Raw genomic sequence first — 20,717 nt, forward strand, 5'->3', positions numbered from 1 at the left:
CCCAGGTTTCAAACTGCATGCGCCACCCTGGTTCAGCGACGCGACGACGCCAGTTTCTGCACGGCTTTCAGCGCCTTCTCCACGTTCGCTGCCGGCGTCAGCCCACCAACCGTGGCGGCCACCTTGCCATCGGGCGTCACGACAAAGGTCGTGCGCTCGGCGAAGCCATGGTCGATGTCTGCACCACGGGTGTCCTTGCGGCCGGCCACCGCGTCCCGGATGGCCAGGTCGTAGGCCTTGGCGATCTTGCCGTCGGCATCGGAGGCAACGGCGATCTTGCCTGCGCAGAACTGCGGATCGGCCGAGAACTCGTTGAGGCGGGCAATGTTGTCCAACGAGACGCCCACAATGCTGGCACCTGCGCTCTTGAACTTGTCGACATCTTCGGCAAACGTGTGGGCCTGCACATTGCAGCCGTTGGTGAACGCAGATGGGTAGAAATAGACCACCACCGGGCCCTTCTTGAGGGCGTCCTTCAGGCTGTACTGGAAGGCCTTGCCTGCCAGCGAGGCCTGGGTGCTGAAGTCAGGGGCTTTGTCGCCATCCTTGAGGGCGGCCAAGGCCGGCGCGGCCACCAGGCCCAGGGCGAGGGCCGCAGTGGCCAGCTGAGTCGCGGAGAAGGTCATCGTGTGCTTTCAGGATTTCTTATAGAAGTTGTGGCAGGTCTTGCATGCGCGAGACAGGTCGGTCGCGGTGTTGGTTGCCTTGTCGAAGGCCTTGGCGTCGACCTGCCTGATGATCTCGGCGGACAGGTTCTTGCTCTTGCGGGCCAGTTCCACCGCGTCGACCGCATCGGACTTGTGCACGTAGAAGGTCTCGACCTGGCTGAACATCTCGTTCAGCTCTTTCGCGTCCGAGGTCGCACCCATGGCGTTCTGGGTCGCGATGTTGGAAGCCAGGCTCTTGTTGGTGTCCTCGATGGACTGCATGAGGTCGGTGCTGAGTTCCTCTTCGTCAGCCGAATGCACCACCCCGATCAAAAATGTGCCCAACGCCACCGCAGCGGCCAAGGTCGTCAATGTCCTGCGCATCTCTCTCTCATCTCTTGCTTGGCTGGGGTGCCACCTGGCCGGGACCATGGCCCGACCAGGTGATCACCAGGGGCCGTGTCAGGCCAGGATGTCCTTGATGACCTTGCCGTACACCACGGTCGGACGCTCCGAGCGGCCGTTGTGGATGAAGGTCGTCTTCAGGTGGTCCAGTCCCATCAGGTGCAGCACGGTGGCGTGCAGGTCGTAGGTGTCCACGGCCTTGTCCTTGTCGGCCACCTGCAGGCCGATGTCGTCGGTCTCTCCATAGGTGAAGCCGGCCTTCAGGCCGCCGCCAGCCAGCCACTGGGTGTAGCCCCAGGGGTTGTGGTCTCGGCCACTGCCGCTTTCGCCCCAGGATGTACGCGAGAACTCCGAGGTCCAGACCACCAGGGTCGTATCGAGCAGGCCGCGCTCTTTCAGGTCGTGCAGCAGGCCGGCAATCGGTTTGTCCACCATGCGGGCCATGACGGCGTGGTTCTGGTCCAGCTCGCTGTGAGCGTCCCAGCTCTGACGGTCGATGTCGGCCCCCTCAGGGAAGCCCGAGACCACCTGCACGAATCGCACACCGCGCTCCACCAGGCGGCGGGCGCGCAGCAGCACCTCGCCATAGCTCTGGCTGGTCTTGTCGTTCAGACCATAAAGCTCCTTGGTGGCAGCGCTTTCCTTGGTGATGTCCACGGCAGCCGGCGCCGCGGTCTGCATGCGATCGGCCAGTTCGTAGGACTGCAGGCGGGCGCGCAGTTCGGTGTCGGCAGGGTACTGCTCGGCGCCGAGCAGGTTCAGGCGCTTGAGCAGGTCGAGCGACTTGCGCTGTTGCTGGGCGTCACGCACCTCGGGACGGGTCAGGTAGAGGATGGGGTTGTCGCCAGGACGGAAGGCCGTGCCCTGGTAGACCGCAGGCAGGAAGCCCGACGCCCAGTTGACCGATCCCGCAGAAGGCTCACGGTCACCGTTGTAGAGCACCACATAAGGCGGCAGATCGGGGTTGGCCGAACCCAAGGCATAGGTGATCCAGGCACCCAACGAAGGACGACCCGGGTTCAGGTCACCCGTGTTGAGCTTCAGAATCGAGATGTCGTGGGTGGCGCCCACGGTGGTGCTCGACTTGATGAAGGTCAGCTTGTCGGCCTGCTTGGCCAGGTTGGGCAGCAGGTTGGAGAACCAGGCACCGCTCTCGCCGTACTGCTTCCAGGTGCGCTGGTTGGAGGCGAACAGCTTGCCGACACCACCCTGCGTGCTGGTTTTGATGCCCTTGAGGAAAGAGGCCGGCACCGTCTGGCCTGCCAGCTTTTCCAGCGTGGGCTTGTAGTCGTAGAGGTCCAGCGTCGAGGGCGCGCCGTTCTGGTGCAACCAGATCACCGACTTGATCTTGCCGGGGAACTGAGAGGCCTTGGGGGCCAGCGGATCGGCCAGTTCGGCCGCGGTGGCGGCACTGACATGGCCGATGCCGGGAATGAAGCCACCCAGGGTGGCACCGCCCAGGCCCAGGCCGGCGTTGCGAAGGAAAGCACGGCGTTGATCGTTGCTCATCATGTGTCCTTGTCTTGTTTGTGAGAGGGAATGGAGGGACTCAGAAGCGGTAGGCAAAGCTGTTGGAGTTCGCGACGGTGTGGACCAGGTCCACAAAGGCAGCGGACTTCACCGGGTCGTAGGACTTGGTGTCTTTCAGACCAGCAGGCACGGCCACCTCGAACTTGCCGCCGGCAGCCTTCTGGCGGATGGCGATCTGCTCATCGGCGAGGAACTGCTTGAGGGCTGTGCGCTCTGCCTTGCTAGGCTGGCGGGCAAACAGGATCTCGTAGACGCGGTTGAGTTGGGCGTCTTCGCTCGGGCCGGCTTCGTTGATCACGCGACCAGCCAGGGCCTGGCTCCAATCGAACACGATCTCGCTGTTGAACAGGGTCAGCGCCTGCAGCGGCGTGGTGGTCACGTCACGCTTGTGGTGCGGGTTGTTCGGGTTGGCGGGGTCGAAGTTCTGTGTGATCGGATACGGGAAGCTGCGGCGGGTGAACACGTAGAGGCTGCGGCGGTACCAGTCTTCCTTCTCCTCAGAGACCGTCCAGGCGCGGTTGCCGGCAAAATCCTGCGACTTGCCCACGTCACCGCTCTTCAACACAGGCGGGAAGACCGAAGGCCCCCCCACCTTGTCAACCAGCAGGCCCGATGCGTACAACAGCGAGTCGCGGATCACCTCGGCTTCCAGGCGCTTGCGCGGGTAGACCGCCAGCAGCTTGTTTTCCGGGTCCACCTTGACCGCATCCGGGCGCTCGTCCGAGGACTGGCGGTAGGTCGCAGACAGCAGGATGTCGCGGTGCAGCTTCTTGACACTCCAGCCGTTGCCGACAAAGTCGGATGCCAGGTGATCCAGCAGTTCAGGATGGGTCGGCTTCTGCCCGGCACGGCCGAAGTCGGCAACGGTGGCGATGATGCCCTTGTCGAAGTACTGCGCCCAGACGCGGTTCACGTAGACGCGGGCGGTCAGCGGGTTGTCATTGCTGCTCAGCCATTGGGCCAGGGCTGAACGGCGGCCGGACGACTTCTCGGTCGGCGTGATCGCCACCTCACCCTTGCCACCCCACAACGCCGGGATGGCAGGCTTGACGGCCTCCAGCGGACGCTCGTGGATGCCACCAAAGCGCACATGGGTGGGCGGCACATCGGTGGAGGTCAGCTCCAGCGCGGTGGTGGCCCAGTTGCTGCCCTTGGCCGGCTTGAGCTTGTCGAACTGCTTGATCTCTTCCTGCAGGGCCTTGTACTGCTTCCAAAGGTCGACATGGGCCTCGTTGTAGTCGGGGCGTGTCTTTTCCTCGGCGGTGTCACGCAGGTAGCTGACGATCTCGTTGTCGGTGGCCACCGCCTGCTTGCGCCAGTTCACCCATTTGTCAAGCGCGTTCCATTCCGACTCTGGCTTGAAGATGGCGGCACGGCTGTCATCGAGGTAACGCTCGTTGTAGTACTTGCGGCCGGCCTCACGAACCTTGTCCAGGATGGCCTTCTGCTTGGCCCGGATCTCTTTCGTGGCCTCGTTGTAGACGGCTTGTTGCTTCTGGTAGGCCTTGTCGAAATCGGTCTCGCTGCCCTTGTCCAAAGGCGCCTTCTCGTTGAAAGCCGTGTTCGCAAAGAAGGACTGCAGCTGGAAGTATTCCTTCTGACTGACCTTGTCGGCCTTGTGGTTGTGGCAACGTGCGCAACCGACGGTGGCCGCCAGGAAGGTCTCCCCCACCAGGTCGGTCATGTCGGTCTCGATCTGGTACTTGCGCTGCACCAGGTCACGCGAGTTGAAGTTGTCGGGGTAGCCCGCCAGGAAGCCCGTCGCAATGCGGGCGTTCTGGTCGGCCGGCCAGAGTTCGTCACCAGCGACCTGCTCCTGGATGAAACGGCTGAACGGCTTGTCGCTGTTGAAGGCGTTGATCACGTAGTCGCGATAGCGCCAGTTGTTGGGGCGGGTGTTGTCGTTCTGGAAGCCCGTGCTGTCGGCATAGCGAGCCAGGTCCAGCCAGCGGCGCGCCTGACGCTCGCCAAAGTGATGAGAGGCCAGCAGGCGGTCAACCAGCTTCTCGTAGGCCTGCGGCGATTTGTCGTTGACGAAGGCCTTGATCTCTTCCGGCGTCGGCAGCAAGCCCCAGGCATCCAGCGTGGCGCGGCGGATGAACGTGGCGCGATCGGCCTCGGCCGAAGGCTTCAGACCGTTGGCCTCCAGCTGCGCCAGCACGAAGGCGTCGATCGGTGAGCGCACCCAGCCCTTTTGCTTGACGGCAGGCACCGCCGGATCCTTCACGGGCTGGTAGGGAGACCAGGCCTTGGTCGATGCCGTCTGAGCGGCTTTGGCCACCTGGGCCACGGCCACGGTTTCAGCCGTCACACCCTGCAGGGCGAAAGAGCCAAGAAGAATCGAGATATAGATGGACTTTTTCATTTCATTATCCCAGTACATAAGGCGCTCAGCGCATTTGCTCACTCTGTTTCCGAGAATGCAGGCCAATCTCAAAATGACCCCACCCAACACCACTTGAATCAAAGCAAACCGTCAAGCAGGCAAGACACACAGGCCCCTCCAGCTCAAGCAAGTGCCTCTATTAGCAATTGGCGCGCCACACAAGACAAGCGCCAATTCCGCACATCAAAATACGCAAATCATTGATTTCAATGCATCTTTTCAAATTGAATATGCTTATCTGGAATTTGCATCAATGCATCTGCAGCAAAACAAGAGCGCATTGCTCAGATCTCAACAGCAAGGTGTTTGATTCTCAACACCCGCAGATCAAAACGCCCTGAATCAATCCAATAAACCAGCAATAACTCAGGCACGGTAACTGCTATGAATGGAGCCACGTGAAAACAAAACGTCCTCTTCATCAGGAGTATTGATAGTGCACCCGTTCAAAATAACAACGCTGACCGCCGCCGCGCTGATCTCCCTCGGTTCCGGCCACGTCCTGGCGGCACAACCGAGCAGCAAGGAAGTCCAGAGCCTCAAGGGCACGGTGGAAGATCTGCGCAAGCAGTTGCAGTCCCTCCGCAGCCAACAAAGCAGCAACACCTCGGCGCTGGAAAAGGCCCAGGTCGACGAACTGCGCAAGCAACTGGAAGAGCTGCGCGCTTTCGTGAAGAAGCAGCCGGCTGAACAGCCCACCGCCTCGGTGACCACCACCGAGGGCGCCGAGGGTGAAAGCCAGGAGTCCATCGACGCCCGCACCGCGGCCTCCAAGGCCGACATCCAGGGCCTGCGCACCGACCTCGAGAACTACAAGTACGACCAATCGCGCCTGCAGGAACGCACCATTCCCAGCGTGACCCGCAACACCAAGATCGGCGGCACCGTCACGGTGGGCTATGAGACCCGCAATCCAGCCTTCAAGGCCGGTGATTCCCAGACCACCGCAGCCACCAACTCGGCCCCTGCCGAGCCCCGCAGCAGCGGCTTCCGGGCTCCCACAGCCACACTGAACCTCGCTGGCAACCTCTATCGCGACTACGGCGAAGGCCGCAACCTGACTTACCGTCTGGCGCTGAACGTGGGCACCACCGGTACCAACGCCACGGCCAACTCGCAGGTCAACCTGACCGATGCCTGGGTGCGCTACAGCTACGAGCCCTCCACCGGCAACCTGGAAGACCGCCAAGGCACCATCACCCTGGGTCAGCAGGCCGTGCCTTTCGGCCTCGATGCCCCTGCGCTGGACCCCGAAGTGCGAGCCGTGATCAACAGCGCCTTGTTCGTTTCAGGACTGGACGTTGGCACACGCCAAGTGGGTGTGCTGGTTCAGGGCGACTACGACCCTTACGTCGACTTCACGAACAACTACCGAGCCCCCCTGTTGGGCTACTCGCTGGGCTTCTTCAACGGCAATGGTCCGAACAAGAACGACAACAACAACGCACGCGACTGGATCGCCCGCCTCGCACTGACGCTGCCCGTGGACTACACCAGCTGGCTGCGCCAACTCCAGATCGGTGCCACCTACTACAAGCGCAGCCCGACGATCGCGCCGAATGGTGCAACGACCACGACCACTGGCTACAAGGGTGAGAACAACATCACCGGCTTCGACGTGAACTGGACGCACCTGCCCTACTCCATCTCTTACGAATGGGCACGTGGCAAGCAAGAACTCTCACCGACCACAGCCAACCTGGCGACCAATACCGATGGCTTTAAACGCGGCCTGGGCCAATACATCAACTTTGGCTACACCTTCGGCGAGCAGTTCCTCAACAGCTCGAAGCAACAAGGCAAGTTCGACGACTACTGGCCCACGTCCTTCCAGGCCTTCGTGCGCATCGACACCTTCGACCCCAACCTGTCCAGCAAGGTCGTCAACGACAAGCAATACCGCAACACCTTTGGCCTGAACGTGTTCTTCGCTGAGACCACCCGCTTCCAGATCAACTATTTCAAAGACCGCAACCAGGCCAACACCGCCGACCTGCCCAAGCGCGCCAATGGCCTGCAGGCCCAGTTCGTCGCTGGCTTCTGATTCGCGCCCGATCCGATCCTCTTCAAGGAGCACCAAAACATGAAACGCCGCTCATTCAACTCCGCCCTCCTCGCTGGCCTGGGCACCCCCGCCCTGATTGGCCTGTCCTCGGGTACCGCCCGAGCCGCTGACGCTGCCAAGCCCACCACCATCCGCATCGGCTTCCCCGGTGCCGGCACCGGTGGTCGCCCCCTGCCCACTTCAGGATTCACCGCCAACACCGTGTTCCTGGGTGAGCTGGAAAAGGAGTTCAAGGCCGACAACATCAAGATCGAGTGGAAGTACTACGTGGGCGCGGGTCCGGCTCTGAACGAGGCCTTCGCCAACGGCCTGCTGGACTTCTGCTTTGGCCACGGCGACCTGCCCCTGATCGTGGGCCGCTCCACCGGCCTCAAGCACAAGATCTTGCTGTCGTCGGGTCGCGGTGGCGACGTCTACCTGCTGACCCCCGCCGCTTCCGCCGCCAAGGAAGTCGCCGATCTGAAGGGCAAGACCCTGTCGGTGCAAAAGGGCACGGCGGGTCAGCTCACCTTGTACCGCTTCCTGGCCAAGCACGGTTTCAACGAGCCGGAGAAGGAATTCCGCATCATCAGCCAGATTACTGACGACCGCCGCGCCTCGCTGGCCACTGGCGACATCGCTGGCGCCATCGACACCCCCTGGGGCCTGGAAGCCCGTGGCGTGACCAAGCGGATCGCCGAAGTGCACGACGACCCGAACATCAACACCCCGGGCACGGTCTGGGTGGGTGAAGCCTTCGAACAGCAGTACCCCGACATCGTTCAGCGCATCGTCACGCGCGTGGTGAAGGTGGCGCACTGGAGCACGCAGGAAGCCAACCGCGAGACCCAGTACCAGTACTGGACCCGCTCGGGCTCCAACGCCTACATCGACAACAAGAAGGAATGGGACCGCGTCAAGGACCTGCGCGTTCGCCACAACCCCTTGCTGGACGACTTCTACAAGGCGCAGATCAAGAAGGCCATTGCCGAGACCAAGAAGTACCGCCTCACCCGCCGTGACTTCGACTTCGACAGCTGGATCGAGCCCAAGTACCTGAACAAGGCCCTGGCCGATCTGAAGCTGGAGACCTACTGGCCGACCCAGGGCGCCGACGGCAAGTTCACGCGCACCTGATCGCGGCCTGACGCGACATGGCCACTGGCACCCGCCAGTGGCCTTCCCCACCGCCTGCGGAGCAAGCCCCATGAGTGCCTCGACCGACGATCCCCACGTGTTTCCATCCCTGAATCCAACAACATCGCTGCCCGCCACCTGGCGCCAGCAAGCCCATGACGCCGCCATCGCAACGGTCCGGACACTGGGCACCATTTTGCTCGGCAGCCTGCTGCCAGCCTTCATCTTCGGCCTGTGGTGGCTGGCAGCAGACCGCCACTGGATCGCAGAGCAGATCCTGCCTTCGCCTGCTTTTGTGTGGGAGTCCCTCAACATCGTGCTCGACAGCGGTGAACTCCAAGGCCATGTGCTGGTCAGTGCCAAGCGCGTCGCCTGGAGCCTGCTGATCGGTGGCGGTGCGGGCCTGGCACTCGGCTTCGGCATGGGCCTCTCGCGCCGCTTCAAGGCTTATGTGTTCCCCACCTTCGACGTCCTGGCCCAGCTGCCGGTTCTGGGCTGGATCCCGCTGCTCATCATCTTCGTCGGCATCGAAGAGGGCCTGAAGGTCACCGCCGTCTCCATCGCCGTGACCGTGCCCATGGCACTCAACACGCTCAGCGGCATCGCCAACATTCCCAAAGCGCTGCTGGAAGTCGGCCGCGTCTACCAGTTCAGCGCTTTCCAGACCCTGAGCCGCATCGTCTTGCCCGCCACCGTGCCCAGCCTCTTCACGGGCTTGCGCCAGGGCGTGATGCAAGCGTGGCTTTCGGTCATCTTCGTCGAGCTTTTGTCCTCCAGTGAGGGGCTGGGCTTCTTCATGGCCTACAGCCGCTCGCTCAGCCAGATCGACATGGTGATCGTTGCCATGCTCGCCATCGGCGTGGTGGGCATCGCCATCGAGCTCACCCTGCGCCTCATCGAATCCCGCCTGCAAGGCTGGCGCCGTTCGGCCTTCTGACCCACGCGGAGCACCTCCTCATGTCCGACACCTCCCCCACCACTCAAGCCAGTCGCTTCGATTGGCGCGGCCTCGTCCTGCCCATCGGCTTTGTGCTGGTCTGGTATGCCGTCACGGCCTTGAACCTGGTCAACACCAGGCTGATCGTGCCTCCTCAGGGCGTGCTCACCACAGCGGCTCGTGAACTGGCCGAACCCAGCTACTACCTGGGCATCGCCCTGAGCCTGTGGCGCGATCTGTCTGGCTTCGCCATTGGCGCGCTGATCGGCGTGGCCGTGGGCGCGCTGATCGGCACCTCCCGCCTTGCCGACAAGCTGCTGGGCCCGACCTTCCACACCGCACGCCAGATCTCGCTGTTTGCCTGGCTGCCGCTGCTCTCGGCCATCGTGGGCACGGGTGACCTGTCCAAGGTCATCTTCATCGCCTTCTCGGCCTTCTACCCCGTCGTGCTGGGCACGCTGGAAGGCGTGCGCGGCGTGAGCCTGGCCCATGCCGAAGTGGCGCGGGTCTATGGCTTCACCCGCTCCCAGCTGTTCTTCAAGCTGGTCTTGCCTGCGGCCTCGCCGCAGATCATCGGCGGCCTGCGCCTGGGCCTGATTTACGCATGGCTGGCCACCATCGGCGCCGAATACCTGCTGGTCAACGATGGCCACGGCATCGGCAACATCGTGTTCAAGGGCCGCATGGCTTTCAACATCGAGCTGATCCTGTTCGGACTGATCTCGATCGGCCTGGTCGGCAACGTCTTCAATCGCCTGGCCGACAAGGCAGAGCGTCGCCTGCTGCGCTGGCGCCCTGCCCCGACCTGATCGGCTTTTTCACACCTTCGCCCCACCGCGCTCTCATTGCATAGAGCCTGAAGTCTTCACCAGGCCCAGAAAGGACACCCCATGGCCCACGCCGGCACCATCGACATCCAGAACCTGCGCAAACAGTACGACGTCAAGGGCAAGCCCCTGACCGTCCTCGACAACATCTCCCTGTCCATTCGGCCAGGCGAATTCCTCAGCATCGTCGGCTCCAGCGGCTGCGGCAAGTCCACCTTGCTGCGCCTGCTGATCGGTCTGGAACAGGGCTACGAAGGCAAGCTGCTGCTCGATGGCAAACCCATCGTCGGCACCAGCCTGGAGCGCGGCATCGTCTTCCAGGAACACCGTCTCTTCCCCTGGCTGACGGTGGAACAGAACGTGGCGCTGGGCCTGCTGAACGCGCCCGGCTCGCAAGCCTCGAAAGACAAGAGCGTGCAGGAGCACATCTCGCTGGTTGGCCTCAAGGGCTTCGAGAAGGCCTATCCCTACCAGCTGTCGGGCGGCATGTCGCAACGCGTGGCCATTGCACGCGCCCTGGTCAACCGCCCTGAAGTGCTGCTGCTGGACGAGCCGTTTGGTGCGCTGGATGCCCTCACGCGCACGCGCCTGCAGCAGGAATTGCAACGCATCTGGCAGGCCGAAGGCATCACGGCCATTCTCGTCACCCACGACGTGGAGGAGGCCGTCTACCTGGGCGACCGCGTCGTCGTGATGCAGCCACGCCCCGGTCGCATCAAGCGCATCGTGGGCGTGCCCCTCGATCGCCCCCGTGACCGCAACGACCCGGAGTTCGTGGCCGTCAAGGACGACGTGCTCAGCGAATTCAGCCACGAGATCAACCACGCCACCGTCAGCGAGCGCCTGGAGCGCTCCAGCGATCCGCTCGCCGCCTGATTCCCGATTTTTTTCACCCACAACGAAAGCAACCGCCCATGAAGCGCACTTCCCTGATCCTGGCCCTGTCCCTGGCTTTTTCCGGCATCGCCGCCCACGCCCAACAGGCTGCCAGCGCCGCCACCCCAGCTGCCTCCACGGCGTCGGCACCGGCCTACGTCGCTCCGCCCTGGACCTACAAGACCAAACAACTGAACCGCAACGAGGTCGACAAGCTCCTGGGCAACCCCAAGAAGCTGCTGATCATCGACCTGCGCCGCCCGGACGAGTTGGTCAAGTACGGCAGCTTCGCCACCTACCTGAACCTGCAACTGAAAGACCTGCCCGAACTGCTGGAGTACATCCCCAAGGACCGCGTGATCCTGACCGTGTCCAACCGCGCCCACCGCGCCGGTGCAGCAGGCGACATCCTGACCGCAGCCGGCTACAAGGTCGCAGGCGCCACGGGCAGCGAGGACTACCGTGAAGCGGGCGGAACCATCGTCAAGGTGTCTCCACCGGCACCCGCCGCATCGGCCGCGTCCAAGTAAACCTGGCAGACACCGAGCACCACGATGAGCCTGAGCAAGCCCCTCGACACCGCGTCAACCCAGACGCCCACGCCGCACCCGACCACCAGATCGGGCGCCCGACGCATCCTCCTGTGGGACCTGCCCTTGCGCGTGTTCCACTGGTCCTTGCTGGCCGCGGTGACCACGGCCATCGTGAGCGGGAAGATCGGTGGGGACCTCATGGGCATCCATGCCAAGGCAGGTCTGGCCATCGTCGGACTGGTGGCGTTCCGCCTGGTCTGGGGGCTGGTGGGCTCGACCCACTCGCGGTTCAGCCACTTTCTGCCCACTCCGGCACGCATCCTCGCGTATGTGCAAGGCCGCTGGCAAGGCGTGGGGCACAACCCCCTCGGAGCCTTGTCCGTGTTTGGCCTGCTGGGGGTGCTGGCCGTTCAGGCTGGAATGGGCCTGTTCACCAACGACGACATCGCCTTCCTCGGCCCCCTGGCGAGCCTGGTGAGCGAGTCGTGGCAGCAAAAGCTCACGGGCTATCACCACCAGTTGGCCAACCTGCTGTTTGTCCTGATCGGACTGCATGTGCTGGCCATCGTGTTTTACGCCCGCGCCAAGAAGGACAACCTCGTCAAACCCATGGTGACGGGCTGGAAGGAAACACCCCTGGGTGAGTCGACCCGCGGCGGTGGCCCGGTGGTCTTTGGTGTGTCGGTCGCCCTGGCTGCTTTGGCGGTCTGCGCGGCCAACGGCGTGTTCCTGTCGCCCGACACCCCGGCGGCCAAAGACCCGGCCCCGGACACCTCCGTCACAGCGAAAACCGCAGATGCCGCAGATGCCGCCGAACCGGCCTCCGCTGCGGCGTCAGCAGGCGCCTCCCAAACCACCGCGCCGGCCTGGTGAGCTGGCCGCTCGAATATTCAGACGCCGCATAAGCAAGGTTTTTTTCATTCGTTCCGCGTTGATGCACTGAAAACCAGAATGCCTTCATCGCTTCACAACCCCCGCATGACCATGACCATTCCATCTCGCACCCGCCGCACCTTCAACGCCCTGGCCGTGGCCGCCGCCACCGTGCTGACCGCCTCGGCTGCCCTGCTGCCCGCGGTGGCCCAAGCCAAGGACATCACCCTGCTGAACGTGTCCTACGACCCCACGCGAGAGCTCTACCAGGCCATCGATGCATCGTTCGCCAAGTACTGGAAGGCCAAGACGGGCGACGACGTCTCCATCAAGGCCTCCCACGGGGGTTCGGGCAAGCAGGCCCGCTCGGTGATCGACGGCCTCGAAGCCGACGTCGTGACGCTGGCCCTGGCCTACGACATCGACGCAATCGCTGAAAAAGGTCTGATCGCGCCGAACTGGCAGAGCCGCCTCAAGTTCAACAGCACCCCCTACTCCTCGACCATCGTCTTCATCGTTCGCAAGGGCAACCCCAAGAACATCAAGACCTGGGACGACGTCGTCAAACCCGGCAATGCCGTGATCACCGCCAACCCCAAGACGTCGGGTGGCGCACGCTGGGCCTACCTGGCCGCCTACGGCTATGCCCTGAAGAAGTTCAACAACGACGATGCCAAGGCCCGCGCCTTCATCGGCAAGCTCTATGAGCACGTGCCTGTGCTGGACTCCGGCGCACGCGGTGCCACCGTGAGCTTTGCAGAGCGCGGCCTGGGAGACGTGCTGCTGTCGTGGGAAAGCGAAGTGGGCCTGGTGAAGAAGGAATTCGGCGAAGACAAGTTCGACGTCATCTACCCAGCCACCAGCATCCTCGCCGAGCCGCCCGTGGCCGTGGTCGACAAGGTCGTGGACAAGCGTGGTACCCGCGCCGTGGCCCAGGCTTATCTCGAGTACCTCTACTCGCCTGAAGGCCAGGACATCATCGGCAAGTACTTCTACCGCCCGACCGATCCGAAGGCTGCAGCCAAGTACGCCAAACAGTTCCAGAAGATCGACCTGTTCACCATCGACAAGGTGTTCGGCGGCTGGACCAAGGCCCAAAAGACCCACTTCTCCGACGGCGGCGTCTTCGACCAGATCTACACCAAGAAGTAATGCCAGACACCGGGCCCAAACGGACCTGGTTTCACAAAGGGGCCTGTCTTGTCAGACAGGCCCTTTTTTCATGCGAGAGGCCTTCAGGACGCAAGACAAAGCCCCCAGGCCGGCGAGGCACTGGGGGCTGCCTGTTGGGGCGCGCCGCGGGACGCCGCCGCGCGTTCAGGCCGGCTGAGCCAGGTTCACCGCTTCAGACTCCTCACCCTCGTCCTGTGCCCCGAGCAGGCCATGGCGCTTGAGCTGGGTCCGCAGCATGTTGCGCGTGATGCCCAGGGCCTTGGCCGTGCGCACCTGGTTCTGTTTGCTGTGGGCAAAAGCTGCGTGGATCAGCGCAGACTCCACCGTGTCGAACAGGTCAGGCGTGCCGGCGTCCAACAAGGCCCGCCAGGCCTCGACCAGGCGATCCAGGGGCGGCACATCCACTGCGGCCACATCCAAAGGACCGGGCAGCACCGATGCGCCAGCAAGAGGCTCTGCCGGAGCCACCACAACCTCGGACGGCACCACCCGCTGGGGGGTATCGGCTTCGCGAACCCTCCCCAGCCCTCCCACGCTCAATGGCGCACCTGGTGCCTGCGCCTGTCCCACCAGCGGCACCAGTCGGATGTCCTCCGTGCGGATCAGCTGATCTCGGCACACGATCAGGGCAAAGTGGATGACGTTTTCCAGCTCGCGGATGTTGCCCGGCCAGCTGTAGTGCAGCAGCGCCAGCTGGGCCTCTTCCGTGATCTGGACGTCCGTCTGCCCAAGGCGAGTGCGGTGCACCTCGATGAAATGCCGGGCCAGAGGCAGGATGTCGGCCGGCCGCTCGCGCAATGGGGGCAGGCGCACACTCGCCACACTCAGTCGGTAATACAGGTCAGCCCGGAAGTGCTGCGCTTCCACTGCACGCGCCAGGTCGATGTTCGTCGCCGCCACAAGGCGCACATCGAGCGGGATCGCCCGGCGAGAACCCAGGCGCACCACCTGGCGTTCCTGCAACACGCGCAGCAGCTTGACCTGCAAGGCCATGGGCAGGTCGCCGATCTCGTCCAGAAAGAGCGTGCCGCCATTGGCGGCCTCGAACCAGCCACTGCGAGCCTGCGAAGCCCCTGTGAAGGCCCCCGACTCGTGGCCAAACAATTCGGCATCGATCAGCGACTCGCTGAAGGCGCCACAGTTGACCGGTACAAACGGCCCGCGTCGGCCACTGGTGTGGTGAATGTGGCGGGCGATCAGCTCCTTGCCCGTGCCGGTCTCACCGGTGACCAGCACCGTGGCCTCGCTGCGGGCAATGCGCTCGACGCTCTCCAACAAGGCCAGCGAGCCTGGATCGTGAAAGACCAGCGCCTTTGCCCGGATGGACAGGGGCGCAGACGGCGACTGCGGGAGGGTGAGGACTTTTTCCACTTGAAGGCTCTTCTGATCGGCGCAGCACGGCAAGGTGCTGCATATCAAACAAGTCGACACCGTAAAGGGCGCCGAACCAGAAGAGAAGCTTGATTTTCAACAGTGCTTATGCAGCGTCACCGAAGTCACACGGCCGCCCGGTTCGTCATGAGATCCCCGATGCGATGGATGCGAAATCGTCACTTCACGGCCTGCCAGCCATGGCGCTACCTTGTTGACTCGTCATCCATCTCTGGCCAAAAAGGAGCACCATGAGCATCACCGCCATCAACGTCCGCAACCAGTTCCGCGGCAAGGTCAAGGAGATCATCGAAGGCCCTGTCGTCTCCGAAATCGACGTGGAAACCCCCTCAGGACTGGTGGTCACGTCCGTCATCACCACGCGCTCCGTGAAGGAACTGGGCCTGGTGCCCGGCAAGGAAGTGATCGCCTTGGTGAAGTCCACCGAAGTCGCCATCGCCGCGCTCTGAGGCACCCATGGCAAAAGGCCCTCTCCTTGCGGACAGGGCCTTGTCGGTTGGGGCGTCACCCGGCGTTCGGCCAGGCGGCGGCGCGGCCACCTTGGTTCAGGTCCTTGCGTTCACGTCCCGCGCGACCACGTAAGCCTGTACCTCGGTGCTGCCGGCGTTGCGCCAGGCCAGCGCCTGAACGCCTTCAAACTGAAGGGCTTCACGGGCCTCGACACGGTGCGGCACCTCATCGATCAGCACATCCAGCACACCGGCCGAAACCACCACATTCACTCGGCGCGCACGCAAGGGTGCGGGCCAGCGCAGCTGCGCAGAGGGCGAGAGCCGCAACTCCAGGAACTCGTCCCCCACACCGTCAGAAGCCTGCTGCAGCGCGCGCCACTCGCCTTGTCCTGTGGCCAGGCGGGTGAGCTGCGGAGCCTGCGGCTTGAGCAACAGCACCGACTGGTCGTGACGGGGCTCGAGGAACCAGGAGACCGAGACCGCCAGGGCCTGAGCGACCTGCCACAGGGTCTTGATGCTGGGCACGCTCTTGCCCTGCTCGATCTGACCCAGCATGGCGCGCGACACCCCGCTGTGCAGCGCCAGCTCCTCCAGAGACCAGCGGTGCTGCTTGCGCAGGCGTTTGAGGTTGACGCCCACCAGCGTCGACACCGCCACATCGCTCACCGCGGCCCGGGACGAAGATGCGGCGGGCGCATCGACCGCCACCGCTCGCCATGGCAGGCCATTGACCGGGCGTTGGGCCCATACCGTGTTCGCAGTGCTCATGACGTGGCTCTCTTCTCTGCTGGATTGGAATGTCTGCCCGCCACGATAGCCAGCCTGCCAAACGCAGAAAACGACCGAATGCGCATGGGGATCCTCGCTTTGCGCATGAGCATCGATCAGGTTTGCCCACTCGCCTTATGCGCCATTCGAGCAAAGGCATGCACACACATTGCTTTTCCGCCAATGGGAGGCCGACCAAGATGGCGGCCTGAGCACAGCCCGTTTGCCACCATGAGCACACCTCACTCGCCCTCGTCTCGTCACCCTGCCCACCCGCACGGGACCAGCCTGACCCGCAGCACGGGTGCTTATGCCGGTGAGCCCGTCAAGGTTCTGATCATCCCGGGCCTGCACGACAGCGGCGCCACGCACTGGCAAAGCTGGCTGCAAACGCAATACCGCGGCGCCGTTCGGGTCAAACAGCACGACTGGCACCAGCCCGAACTGGATCGGTGGGCAGACCAGATCGGAGAGACGCTCGCCCGCTCGTCCGACAAGACCACCTGGGTCGCCGTGGCCCACAGCTTCGGCTGCCTGGCCCTGGCACGCCACCTGGCCCTTCACAAACCCGAATCCGGTGCCTCCTGCGGCATCCGCGCCGCCCTGTTGGTGGCCCCGGCCGATCCCGTCAAGTTCAACGTGACAGAACGGCTGCCCACAGAGGGGCTGGGCATCCCCAGCACATTGATTGGCAGCGAGAACGACCCGTGGATGCCCCTGGAACGTGCCCGCAGTTGGGCGGGGCACTGGGGCGCCCGCTTCCACAACCTGGGGCAAGCCGGGCACATCAACGTCGAATCCGGCCACGGGCCGTGGCCCCTGGCGCGCTACCTGGTGGACCAGATGATCCGCGACCAGCAACGCCAGCGCCGGATCGACCGAGCACATCCGCTTGAGCTGCACTACGCCATCTGAACGGCATCCTCACATTCACGCCGTCATCACCCGACGAGACCGGGTGCGAAAAAGGAGCGATCAGGCGAAGCTGAGACAATGCCGGATCTGTTGAGGTCCCGCGAGGTCTGGTTTGATCGTCCGCCCCCGTCCCAATTGGCTGCGCATGCTCGTCGTGTGGCGCGGCTCCATCATCCTGCGCATCCTGCCGCAGCTGATTTTCACCACCGCTCTCTCAGCCCTGGTGGTGGTGTTCCACGGTGAGCTGCTGCACTGGAAGGTCACCCTGACCGCCGTGCCTTTTTCGCTGGTGGGCGTGGCCCTGGCCATCTTCCTGGGCTTTCGCAACAGTGCCAGCTACGACCGCTACTGGGAGGCCCGCAAGCTCTGGGGCAAGCTGCTGACCGACAGCCGAAACCTGACCCGCCAGCTCGTGGGCTTCAGCCCGGCCGATCCGCGTCCCCTCGCCCAGGGCGTGATCGCTTTCGTGCACGCCTGCCGTCACCAGCTGCGCCAGACCGATGCCCTGCCCGACCTGCAACGCCTGCTCCCCGCCCACGTGGTGGCCGATCTGGCCGAGCGGCGCTCGCGACCCATGCGCATCCTGGTGTGGCTGGCCGCCGAACTGCGCCAACGCCGCGAGGCCGGTCAGCTCGACCCCATGCTGCTGGCGGAAATCGACCGCAGCCTCAGTGGCCTGAACGACGCCTGGGGTGGCTGCGAACGCATCGCCTACACGCCCCTGCCCTTCACGTACTCGGTGATCCTGCACCGCACGGTCTACCTCTACTGCTTCATGCTGCCCTTTGGCCTGCTGGACTCCATCGGCATCATGACGCCGCTGATGGTCGCCTTTGTCTCGTACACCTTTTTCGCCATCGAGGCCCTGAGCGACGAGATCGAAGAACCCTTTGGCACCATGCCCAATGACCTGGCCCTCAACGCCATGGCCATCAACATCGAAGCTGCGGTGCTGGAGATGCTGGGAGACCGCGTGCTGCCCGCCGCCCCCCAGCCCATCGATCACGTGTTGAGCTGACGCGCCACCACGACCACCTCGATCCGCCAGCGCGGGTCGGCCAGGGCCGCCTGCACCGTGGCGCGCGGGGGCGTGTGACCCGGCACCACCCAGGCATCCCACACCGCGTTCATGCGGCCGATGTCGGTGATGTCTTTCAGGAAGATCTGCACGCTGAGCAACTGCGTCTTGTCGCTGCCCGCCTCGGCCAGCAGGCGATCGATGTGGCCCAGCACCTCGCGCGTCTGCCCTTCGATGTCGGCCTCGGGTGCCTGGTCCGGCACCTGCCCGGCCAGGTAGACCGTGCCTCCGGCGATCGCCACTTCGCTGTACCGCGCGGCCACATGCAAACGTGTCACCATGTCGTGATTCCCTCGTGCAAAAGCCGGCATCGTAATGCCGTGACACCATGCCCACCACAGAACAACCCGACTTCCGCTCGCCCGATTTCCTGCGTGCCCACATCCGGCACACGCTGAGCTTCTACGAAGGGCGTGCGCTCGACGCCAGCGGTGGCTTCTTCCACTGCTTCAAGGGTGACGGCACCGTCTACGACGTCCACACCCGCCACCTGGTCAGCAGCACGCGTTTCGTGTTCAACCACGCCACGGCATTCCGTGCCTTTGGCCGCCCGGAAGACCAGGCCGCTGCACGCCACGGCCTGCGCTTCCTGCACACGGCGCACGCCCAGCCCCAGGGCGGCTACGCCTGGGTGATCGAATGGCGAAACGGTCAGGCCACCGTGGTCGACGGCACGAACCACTGCTATGGCCTGGCCTTTGTGCTGCTGGCCCATGCACACGCCCTGATGGCCGGTGTGAGCGAAGCCGAAGCCGACCTGCACGCCACCTTCGAGCTGATGGAAGACCGCTTCTGGGAGCCCGAGCACGGCCTCTACGCCGATGAGGCCACGCCCGACTGGCAAGTCGGCCCCTACCGCGGACAGAACGCCAACATGCACGCCTGCGAAGCCATGCTCGCAGCCCACGAAGCCACGGCCGAGCCCCTCTTCCTGGCTCGCGCCCTGGAACTGGCCGAGTCCATCACCCAGCGCCAGGCCAGCCAGAGCAAAGGCCTGATCTGGGAGCACTACCAGGCCAACTGGCACGCCGACTGGGACTACAACCGCCACGACCGCAGCAACATCTTCCGCCCCTGGGGCTTTCAGGTGGGGCACCTGACCGAATGGGCCAAGCTGCTGCTGCAACTGGAGCGCCGCCTCGGCCCCGATCTGGCCCCCGCGTGGATCCTGCCCACGGCCCGTCACCTCTTCGATACGGCCATGCGCCGTGGCTGGGACATGCGCCACGGCGGCCTGGTCTACGGCTTCGGGCTGGAGGGCGAGGTCTGCGACGACCACAAGTACTTCTGGGTGCAGGCCGAAAGCCTTGCCGCCGCCGCCTGGCTGGCCACCCGCACCGGCCTGCCCCATTACTGGGACTGGTACGAGCGCATCTGGACCTACAGCTGGGCCCATTTTGTGGACCACGAGCACGGCGCCTGGTGGCGCATCCTCACGGCCAGCAACCAGCACCTCAGCGACGAAAAAAGCCCACCCGGCAAGACCGATTACCACACCATGGGCGCCTGCCACGACGTGCTGAAGGCCCTTGCCCCGCAGGGCTGAGCCAGGTCCGTTGCCCTGGGGCCTCAGGCTGCTGGCAGGGCCCTGACCCGGCTGGCGCGCGCATCGGCCACCGCCCAGGCGAACACACCCAGGCCGGCCAGGGCCAGCAAGGCACCCACCCAGCCGGTCGACTCCCAGCCCAGGCCGGCTGTGATGGCCACCCCACCCAGCCAGGCCCCCAGGGCATTGGCCATGTTGAACGCAGAGTGGTTGAGGGCTGCCGCCAAGGTCTGCGCGTCACCGGCCACGTCCATCAGCCGGATCTGCAGCGCCGGGCCAATCGCCACCACGGTGCCGATCAGGAACGCGTTCAGCGAGCCCAGCCACACGCTGTGCGACGTGAAGGTGAAGGCCGCCAGCACCAGGGCCGACCACACCAGCATGCCACCCACCGACTTCATCAGGTAGCGATCGGCCAGCCGTGCGCCCAGCAGGTTGCCGGCGATCATGCCCAGGCCAAACAGCGAAAGCACCACGGGCACGACCGACAGCGGCATGCCAGCCACCTCGGTCATCGTCGGCTTGATGTAGCTGAACACCGAGAACAGGCCGCCAAATCCGATGGCGCCAATGCCCAGGGTCAGCCAGACCTGCTTGCGCTTGAGCGCGCCCAGCTCTCGCATCGGACTGGCACCGGCCGCTGCGGCCATCTCGGGCACCTCGCGGTAGATCAGGCCCACCGCCAGCAAGGCAATGAGCCCCACCAGCACAAAGGCGGCACGCCAGCCGAAGTGCTGCCCCAGCCAGGCCGCCAGCGGCACCCCCAGCAAGGTCGCCACCGTGAGGCCCATCATCACCAGCCCCACCGCCCGCGCACGCTGCCCGGCCGGTGCCAGGGCCGCAGCCACCAGCGAGGCCACACCGAAATAGGTGCCGTGCGGCATGCCCGCCACGAAGCGCAGGCCGTTGAGTGAGAAGTAGCCCGGCGCCATGGCGCTGGCAAAGTTGCCCAGGGCGAACACCAGCATCAGCGCCATCAACAGGGTCCGACGGCCCCAGGTGGCGGCCAGCACAGCCAGCACCGGTGCACCGATCACCACGCCCAGGGCGTAGCTGCTGATCACGTGGCCCGCTTCGGGGATGCTCACCCCGATGTCTTTGGCCACCTCGGGCAGCAGCCCCATGATGACGAATTCACCGGTGCCGATGGCGAAACTGCCGGTGGCCAGGGCCAGCATGGCGCGGCCAGTGTGGAGGG

General features: G+C 64.3%; 20 protein-coding genes. 12 read left to right on the forward strand and 8 right to left on the reverse strand.

All coding sequences use genetic code 11. From position 1 onward, the window contains the following. Positions 1 to 32: 32 nt before the first annotated feature. From QZ994_RS01175 to QZ994_RS01190, 4 genes are all read right to left on the reverse strand, one after another. Positions 33 to 626: a peroxiredoxin gene (locus QZ994_RS01175; RefSeq protein WP_290867143.1), complete on the reverse strand. Its 594-nt coding sequence runs from the start codon at positions 624 to 626 to the stop codon at positions 33 to 35. Positions 627 to 635: 9 nt separating this feature from the next. Beyond that, the gene (locus tag QZ994_RS01180; RefSeq protein WP_290867146.1) at positions 636 to 1,031 is read right to left on the reverse strand and encodes a hypothetical protein; all 396 of its coding nucleotides are present in this window, start codon (positions 1,029 to 1,031) and stop codon (positions 636 to 638) included. A 78-nt stretch (positions 1,032 to 1,109) separates the two neighbouring features. Then, a complete protein-coding gene (locus QZ994_RS01185) occupies positions 1,110 to 2,561 on the reverse strand; it encodes a DUF1501 domain-containing protein (RefSeq protein ID WP_290867149.1) in 1,452 nt (483 codons plus the stop codon). Positions 2,562 to 2,601: 40 nt separating this feature from the next. Then, positions 2,602 to 4,947: a DUF1549 and DUF1553 domain-containing protein gene (locus QZ994_RS01190; RefSeq protein WP_290867152.1), complete on the reverse strand. Its 2,346-nt coding sequence runs from the start codon at positions 4,945 to 4,947 to the stop codon at positions 2,602 to 2,604. Positions 4,948 to 5,404: 457 nt separating this feature from the next. Between QZ994_RS01190 and QZ994_RS01195 the strand changes: the two genes are divergently transcribed. The 8 genes from QZ994_RS01195 to QZ994_RS01230 all read left to right on the forward strand — a co-directional run bounded on the left by QZ994_RS01195 (position 5,405) and on the right by QZ994_RS01230 (position 13,347). Beyond that, entirely contained in the window at positions 5,405 to 7,012 is a 1,608-nt protein-coding gene (locus tag QZ994_RS01195) for a hypothetical protein (protein WP_290867155.1), read from the forward strand. Between the two features lie 39 nt (positions 7,013 to 7,051). After that, positions 7,052 to 8,149: an ABC transporter substrate-binding protein gene (locus QZ994_RS01200; RefSeq protein ID WP_290867158.1), complete on the forward strand. Its 1,098-nt coding sequence runs from the start codon at positions 7,052 to 7,054 to the stop codon at positions 8,147 to 8,149. A 70-nt stretch (positions 8,150 to 8,219) separates the two neighbouring features. Continuing rightward, positions 8,220 to 9,086, forward strand: a complete 867-nt coding sequence (locus QZ994_RS01205; protein ID WP_290867161.1) for an ABC transporter permease — start codon at positions 8,220 to 8,222, stop codon at positions 9,084 to 9,086. A 20-nt stretch (positions 9,087 to 9,106) separates the two neighbouring features. Beyond that, positions 9,107 to 9,895: an ABC transporter permease gene (locus QZ994_RS01210; RefSeq protein WP_290867164.1), complete on the forward strand. Its 789-nt coding sequence runs from the start codon at positions 9,107 to 9,109 to the stop codon at positions 9,893 to 9,895. Between the two features lie 81 nt (positions 9,896 to 9,976). Next, complete coding sequence (locus tag QZ994_RS01215; protein ID WP_290867166.1) at positions 9,977 to 10,789, forward strand: ABC transporter ATP-binding protein; 813 nt, start codon at positions 9,977 to 9,979, stop codon at positions 10,787 to 10,789. A gap of 38 nt (positions 10,790 to 10,827) precedes the next feature. Further along, a complete protein-coding gene (locus QZ994_RS01220) occupies positions 10,828 to 11,319 on the forward strand; it encodes a rhodanese-like domain-containing protein (RefSeq protein ID WP_290867169.1) in 492 nt (163 codons plus the stop codon). A 24-nt stretch (positions 11,320 to 11,343) separates the two neighbouring features. Further along, entirely contained in the window at positions 11,344 to 12,195 is an 852-nt protein-coding gene (locus QZ994_RS01225; RefSeq protein WP_290867172.1) for a cytochrome b/b6 domain-containing protein, read from the forward strand. Between the two features lie 111 nt (positions 12,196 to 12,306). Further along, positions 12,307 to 13,347 (forward strand): sulfate ABC transporter substrate-binding protein, encoded by a 1,041-nt coding sequence (locus tag QZ994_RS01230; RefSeq protein WP_290867174.1) that lies wholly within the window; start codon positions 12,307 to 12,309, stop codon positions 13,345 to 13,347. A 165-nt stretch (positions 13,348 to 13,512) separates the two neighbouring features. Here QZ994_RS01230 and QZ994_RS01235 read toward each other — a convergent pair whose 3' ends face one another. Continuing rightward, a complete protein-coding gene (locus tag QZ994_RS01235; RefSeq protein ID WP_290867177.1) occupies positions 13,513 to 14,739 on the reverse strand; it encodes a sigma-54-dependent Fis family transcriptional regulator in 1,227 nt (408 codons plus the stop codon). Between the two features lie 251 nt (positions 14,740 to 14,990). Between QZ994_RS01235 and QZ994_RS01240 the strand changes: the two genes are divergently transcribed. Further along, positions 14,991 to 15,209, forward strand: a complete 219-nt coding sequence (locus QZ994_RS01240) for a molybdopterin-binding protein (RefSeq protein WP_290867179.1) — start codon at positions 14,991 to 14,993, stop codon at positions 15,207 to 15,209. 96 nt (positions 15,210 to 15,305) lie between these two features. Here QZ994_RS01240 and QZ994_RS01245 read toward each other — a convergent pair whose 3' ends face one another. After that, positions 15,306 to 15,980: an XRE family transcriptional regulator gene (locus QZ994_RS01245; RefSeq protein WP_290867180.1), complete on the reverse strand. Its 675-nt coding sequence runs from the start codon at positions 15,978 to 15,980 to the stop codon at positions 15,306 to 15,308. 231 nt (positions 15,981 to 16,211) lie between these two features. Here QZ994_RS01245 and QZ994_RS01250 point away from each other — a divergent pair, with 231 nt between their 5' ends. Then, on the forward strand, positions 16,212 to 16,895 hold the full coding sequence (locus QZ994_RS01250) for an alpha/beta hydrolase (protein WP_290867183.1): 684 nt from the start codon (positions 16,212 to 16,214) through the stop codon (positions 16,893 to 16,895). Between the two features lie 112 nt (positions 16,896 to 17,007). Next, complete coding sequence (locus tag QZ994_RS01255; protein ID WP_290867186.1) at positions 17,008 to 17,913, forward strand: bestrophin family protein; 906 nt, start codon at positions 17,008 to 17,010, stop codon at positions 17,911 to 17,913. On the opposite strand, the gene QZ994_RS01260 is transcribed toward QZ994_RS01255, so the two are convergent. Continuing rightward, positions 17,898 to 18,254, reverse strand: a complete 357-nt coding sequence (locus QZ994_RS01260) for a RidA family protein (RefSeq protein WP_290867189.1) — start codon at positions 18,252 to 18,254, stop codon at positions 17,898 to 17,900. The genes QZ994_RS01255 and QZ994_RS01260 overlap by 16 nt on opposite strands. A 47-nt stretch (positions 18,255 to 18,301) precedes the next feature. On the opposite strand from QZ994_RS01260, the gene QZ994_RS01265 reads away from it, so the two are divergent. After that, complete coding sequence (locus tag QZ994_RS01265; RefSeq protein ID WP_290867192.1) at positions 18,302 to 19,519, forward strand: AGE family epimerase/isomerase; 1,218 nt, start codon at positions 18,302 to 18,304, stop codon at positions 19,517 to 19,519. Positions 19,520 to 19,542: 23 nt separating this feature from the next. On the opposite strand, the gene QZ994_RS01270 is transcribed toward QZ994_RS01265, so the two are convergent. Next, a partial coding sequence (locus QZ994_RS01270) for an MFS transporter (protein WP_290867195.1) occupies positions 19,543 to 20,717 on the reverse strand: 1,175 nt, incomplete at its 5' end.

This window comes from Aquabacterium sp. (assembly GCF_021768455.1).
Taxonomy (GTDB): domain Bacteria; phylum Pseudomonadota; class Gammaproteobacteria; order Burkholderiales; family Burkholderiaceae_C; genus Aquabacterium.

What these genes read in the sequence shown, in the direction of transcription:
- QZ994_RS01175 (WP_290867143.1), bottom strand. Translation starts at nt 626, where the DNA reads ATGACCTTCTCCGCGACTCAGCTGGCCACTGCGGCCCTCGCCCTGGGC.
- QZ994_RS01200 (WP_290867158.1), top strand. Translation starts at nt 7,052, where the DNA reads ATGAAACGCCGCTCATTCAACTCCGCCCTCCTCGCTGGCCTGGGCACC.
- QZ994_RS01250 (WP_290867183.1), top strand. Translation starts at nt 16,212, where the DNA reads ATGAGCACACCTCACTCGCCCTCGTCTCGTCACCCTGCCCACCCGCAC.
- QZ994_RS01230 (WP_290867174.1), top strand. Translation starts at nt 12,307, where the DNA reads ATGACCATTCCATCTCGCACCCGCCGCACCTTCAACGCCCTGGCCGTG.
- QZ994_RS01180 (WP_290867146.1), bottom strand. Translation starts at nt 1,031, where the DNA reads ATGCGCAGGACATTGACGACCTTGGCCGCTGCGGTGGCGTTGGGCACA.
- QZ994_RS01265 (WP_290867192.1), top strand. Translation starts at nt 18,302, where the DNA reads ATGCCCACCACAGAACAACCCGACTTCCGCTCGCCCGATTTCCTGCGT.
- QZ994_RS01185 (WP_290867149.1), bottom strand. Translation starts at nt 2,561, where the DNA reads ATGAGCAACGATCAACGCCGTGCTTTCCTTCGCAACGCCGGCCTGGGC.
- QZ994_RS01225 (WP_290867172.1), top strand. Translation starts at nt 11,344, where the DNA reads ATGAGCCTGAGCAAGCCCCTCGACACCGCGTCAACCCAGACGCCCACG.
- QZ994_RS01240 (WP_290867179.1), top strand. Translation starts at nt 14,991, where the DNA reads ATGAGCATCACCGCCATCAACGTCCGCAACCAGTTCCGCGGCAAGGTC.
- QZ994_RS01260 (WP_290867189.1), bottom strand. Translation starts at nt 18,254, where the DNA reads ATGGTGACACGTTTGCATGTGGCCGCGCGGTACAGCGAAGTGGCGATC.
- QZ994_RS01245 (WP_290867180.1), bottom strand. Translation starts at nt 15,980, where the DNA reads ATGAGCACTGCGAACACGGTATGGGCCCAACGCCCGGTCAATGGCCTG.
- QZ994_RS01210 (WP_290867164.1), top strand. Translation starts at nt 9,107, where the DNA reads ATGTCCGACACCTCCCCCACCACTCAAGCCAGTCGCTTCGATTGGCGC.
- QZ994_RS01205 (WP_290867161.1), top strand. Translation starts at nt 8,220, where the DNA reads ATGAGTGCCTCGACCGACGATCCCCACGTGTTTCCATCCCTGAATCCA.
- QZ994_RS01190 (WP_290867152.1), bottom strand. Translation starts at nt 4,947, where the DNA reads ATGAAAAAGTCCATCTATATCTCGATTCTTCTTGGCTCTTTCGCCCTG.
- QZ994_RS01215 (WP_290867166.1), top strand. Translation starts at nt 9,977, where the DNA reads ATGGCCCACGCCGGCACCATCGACATCCAGAACCTGCGCAAACAGTAC.
- QZ994_RS01220 (WP_290867169.1), top strand. Translation starts at nt 10,828, where the DNA reads ATGAAGCGCACTTCCCTGATCCTGGCCCTGTCCCTGGCTTTTTCCGGC.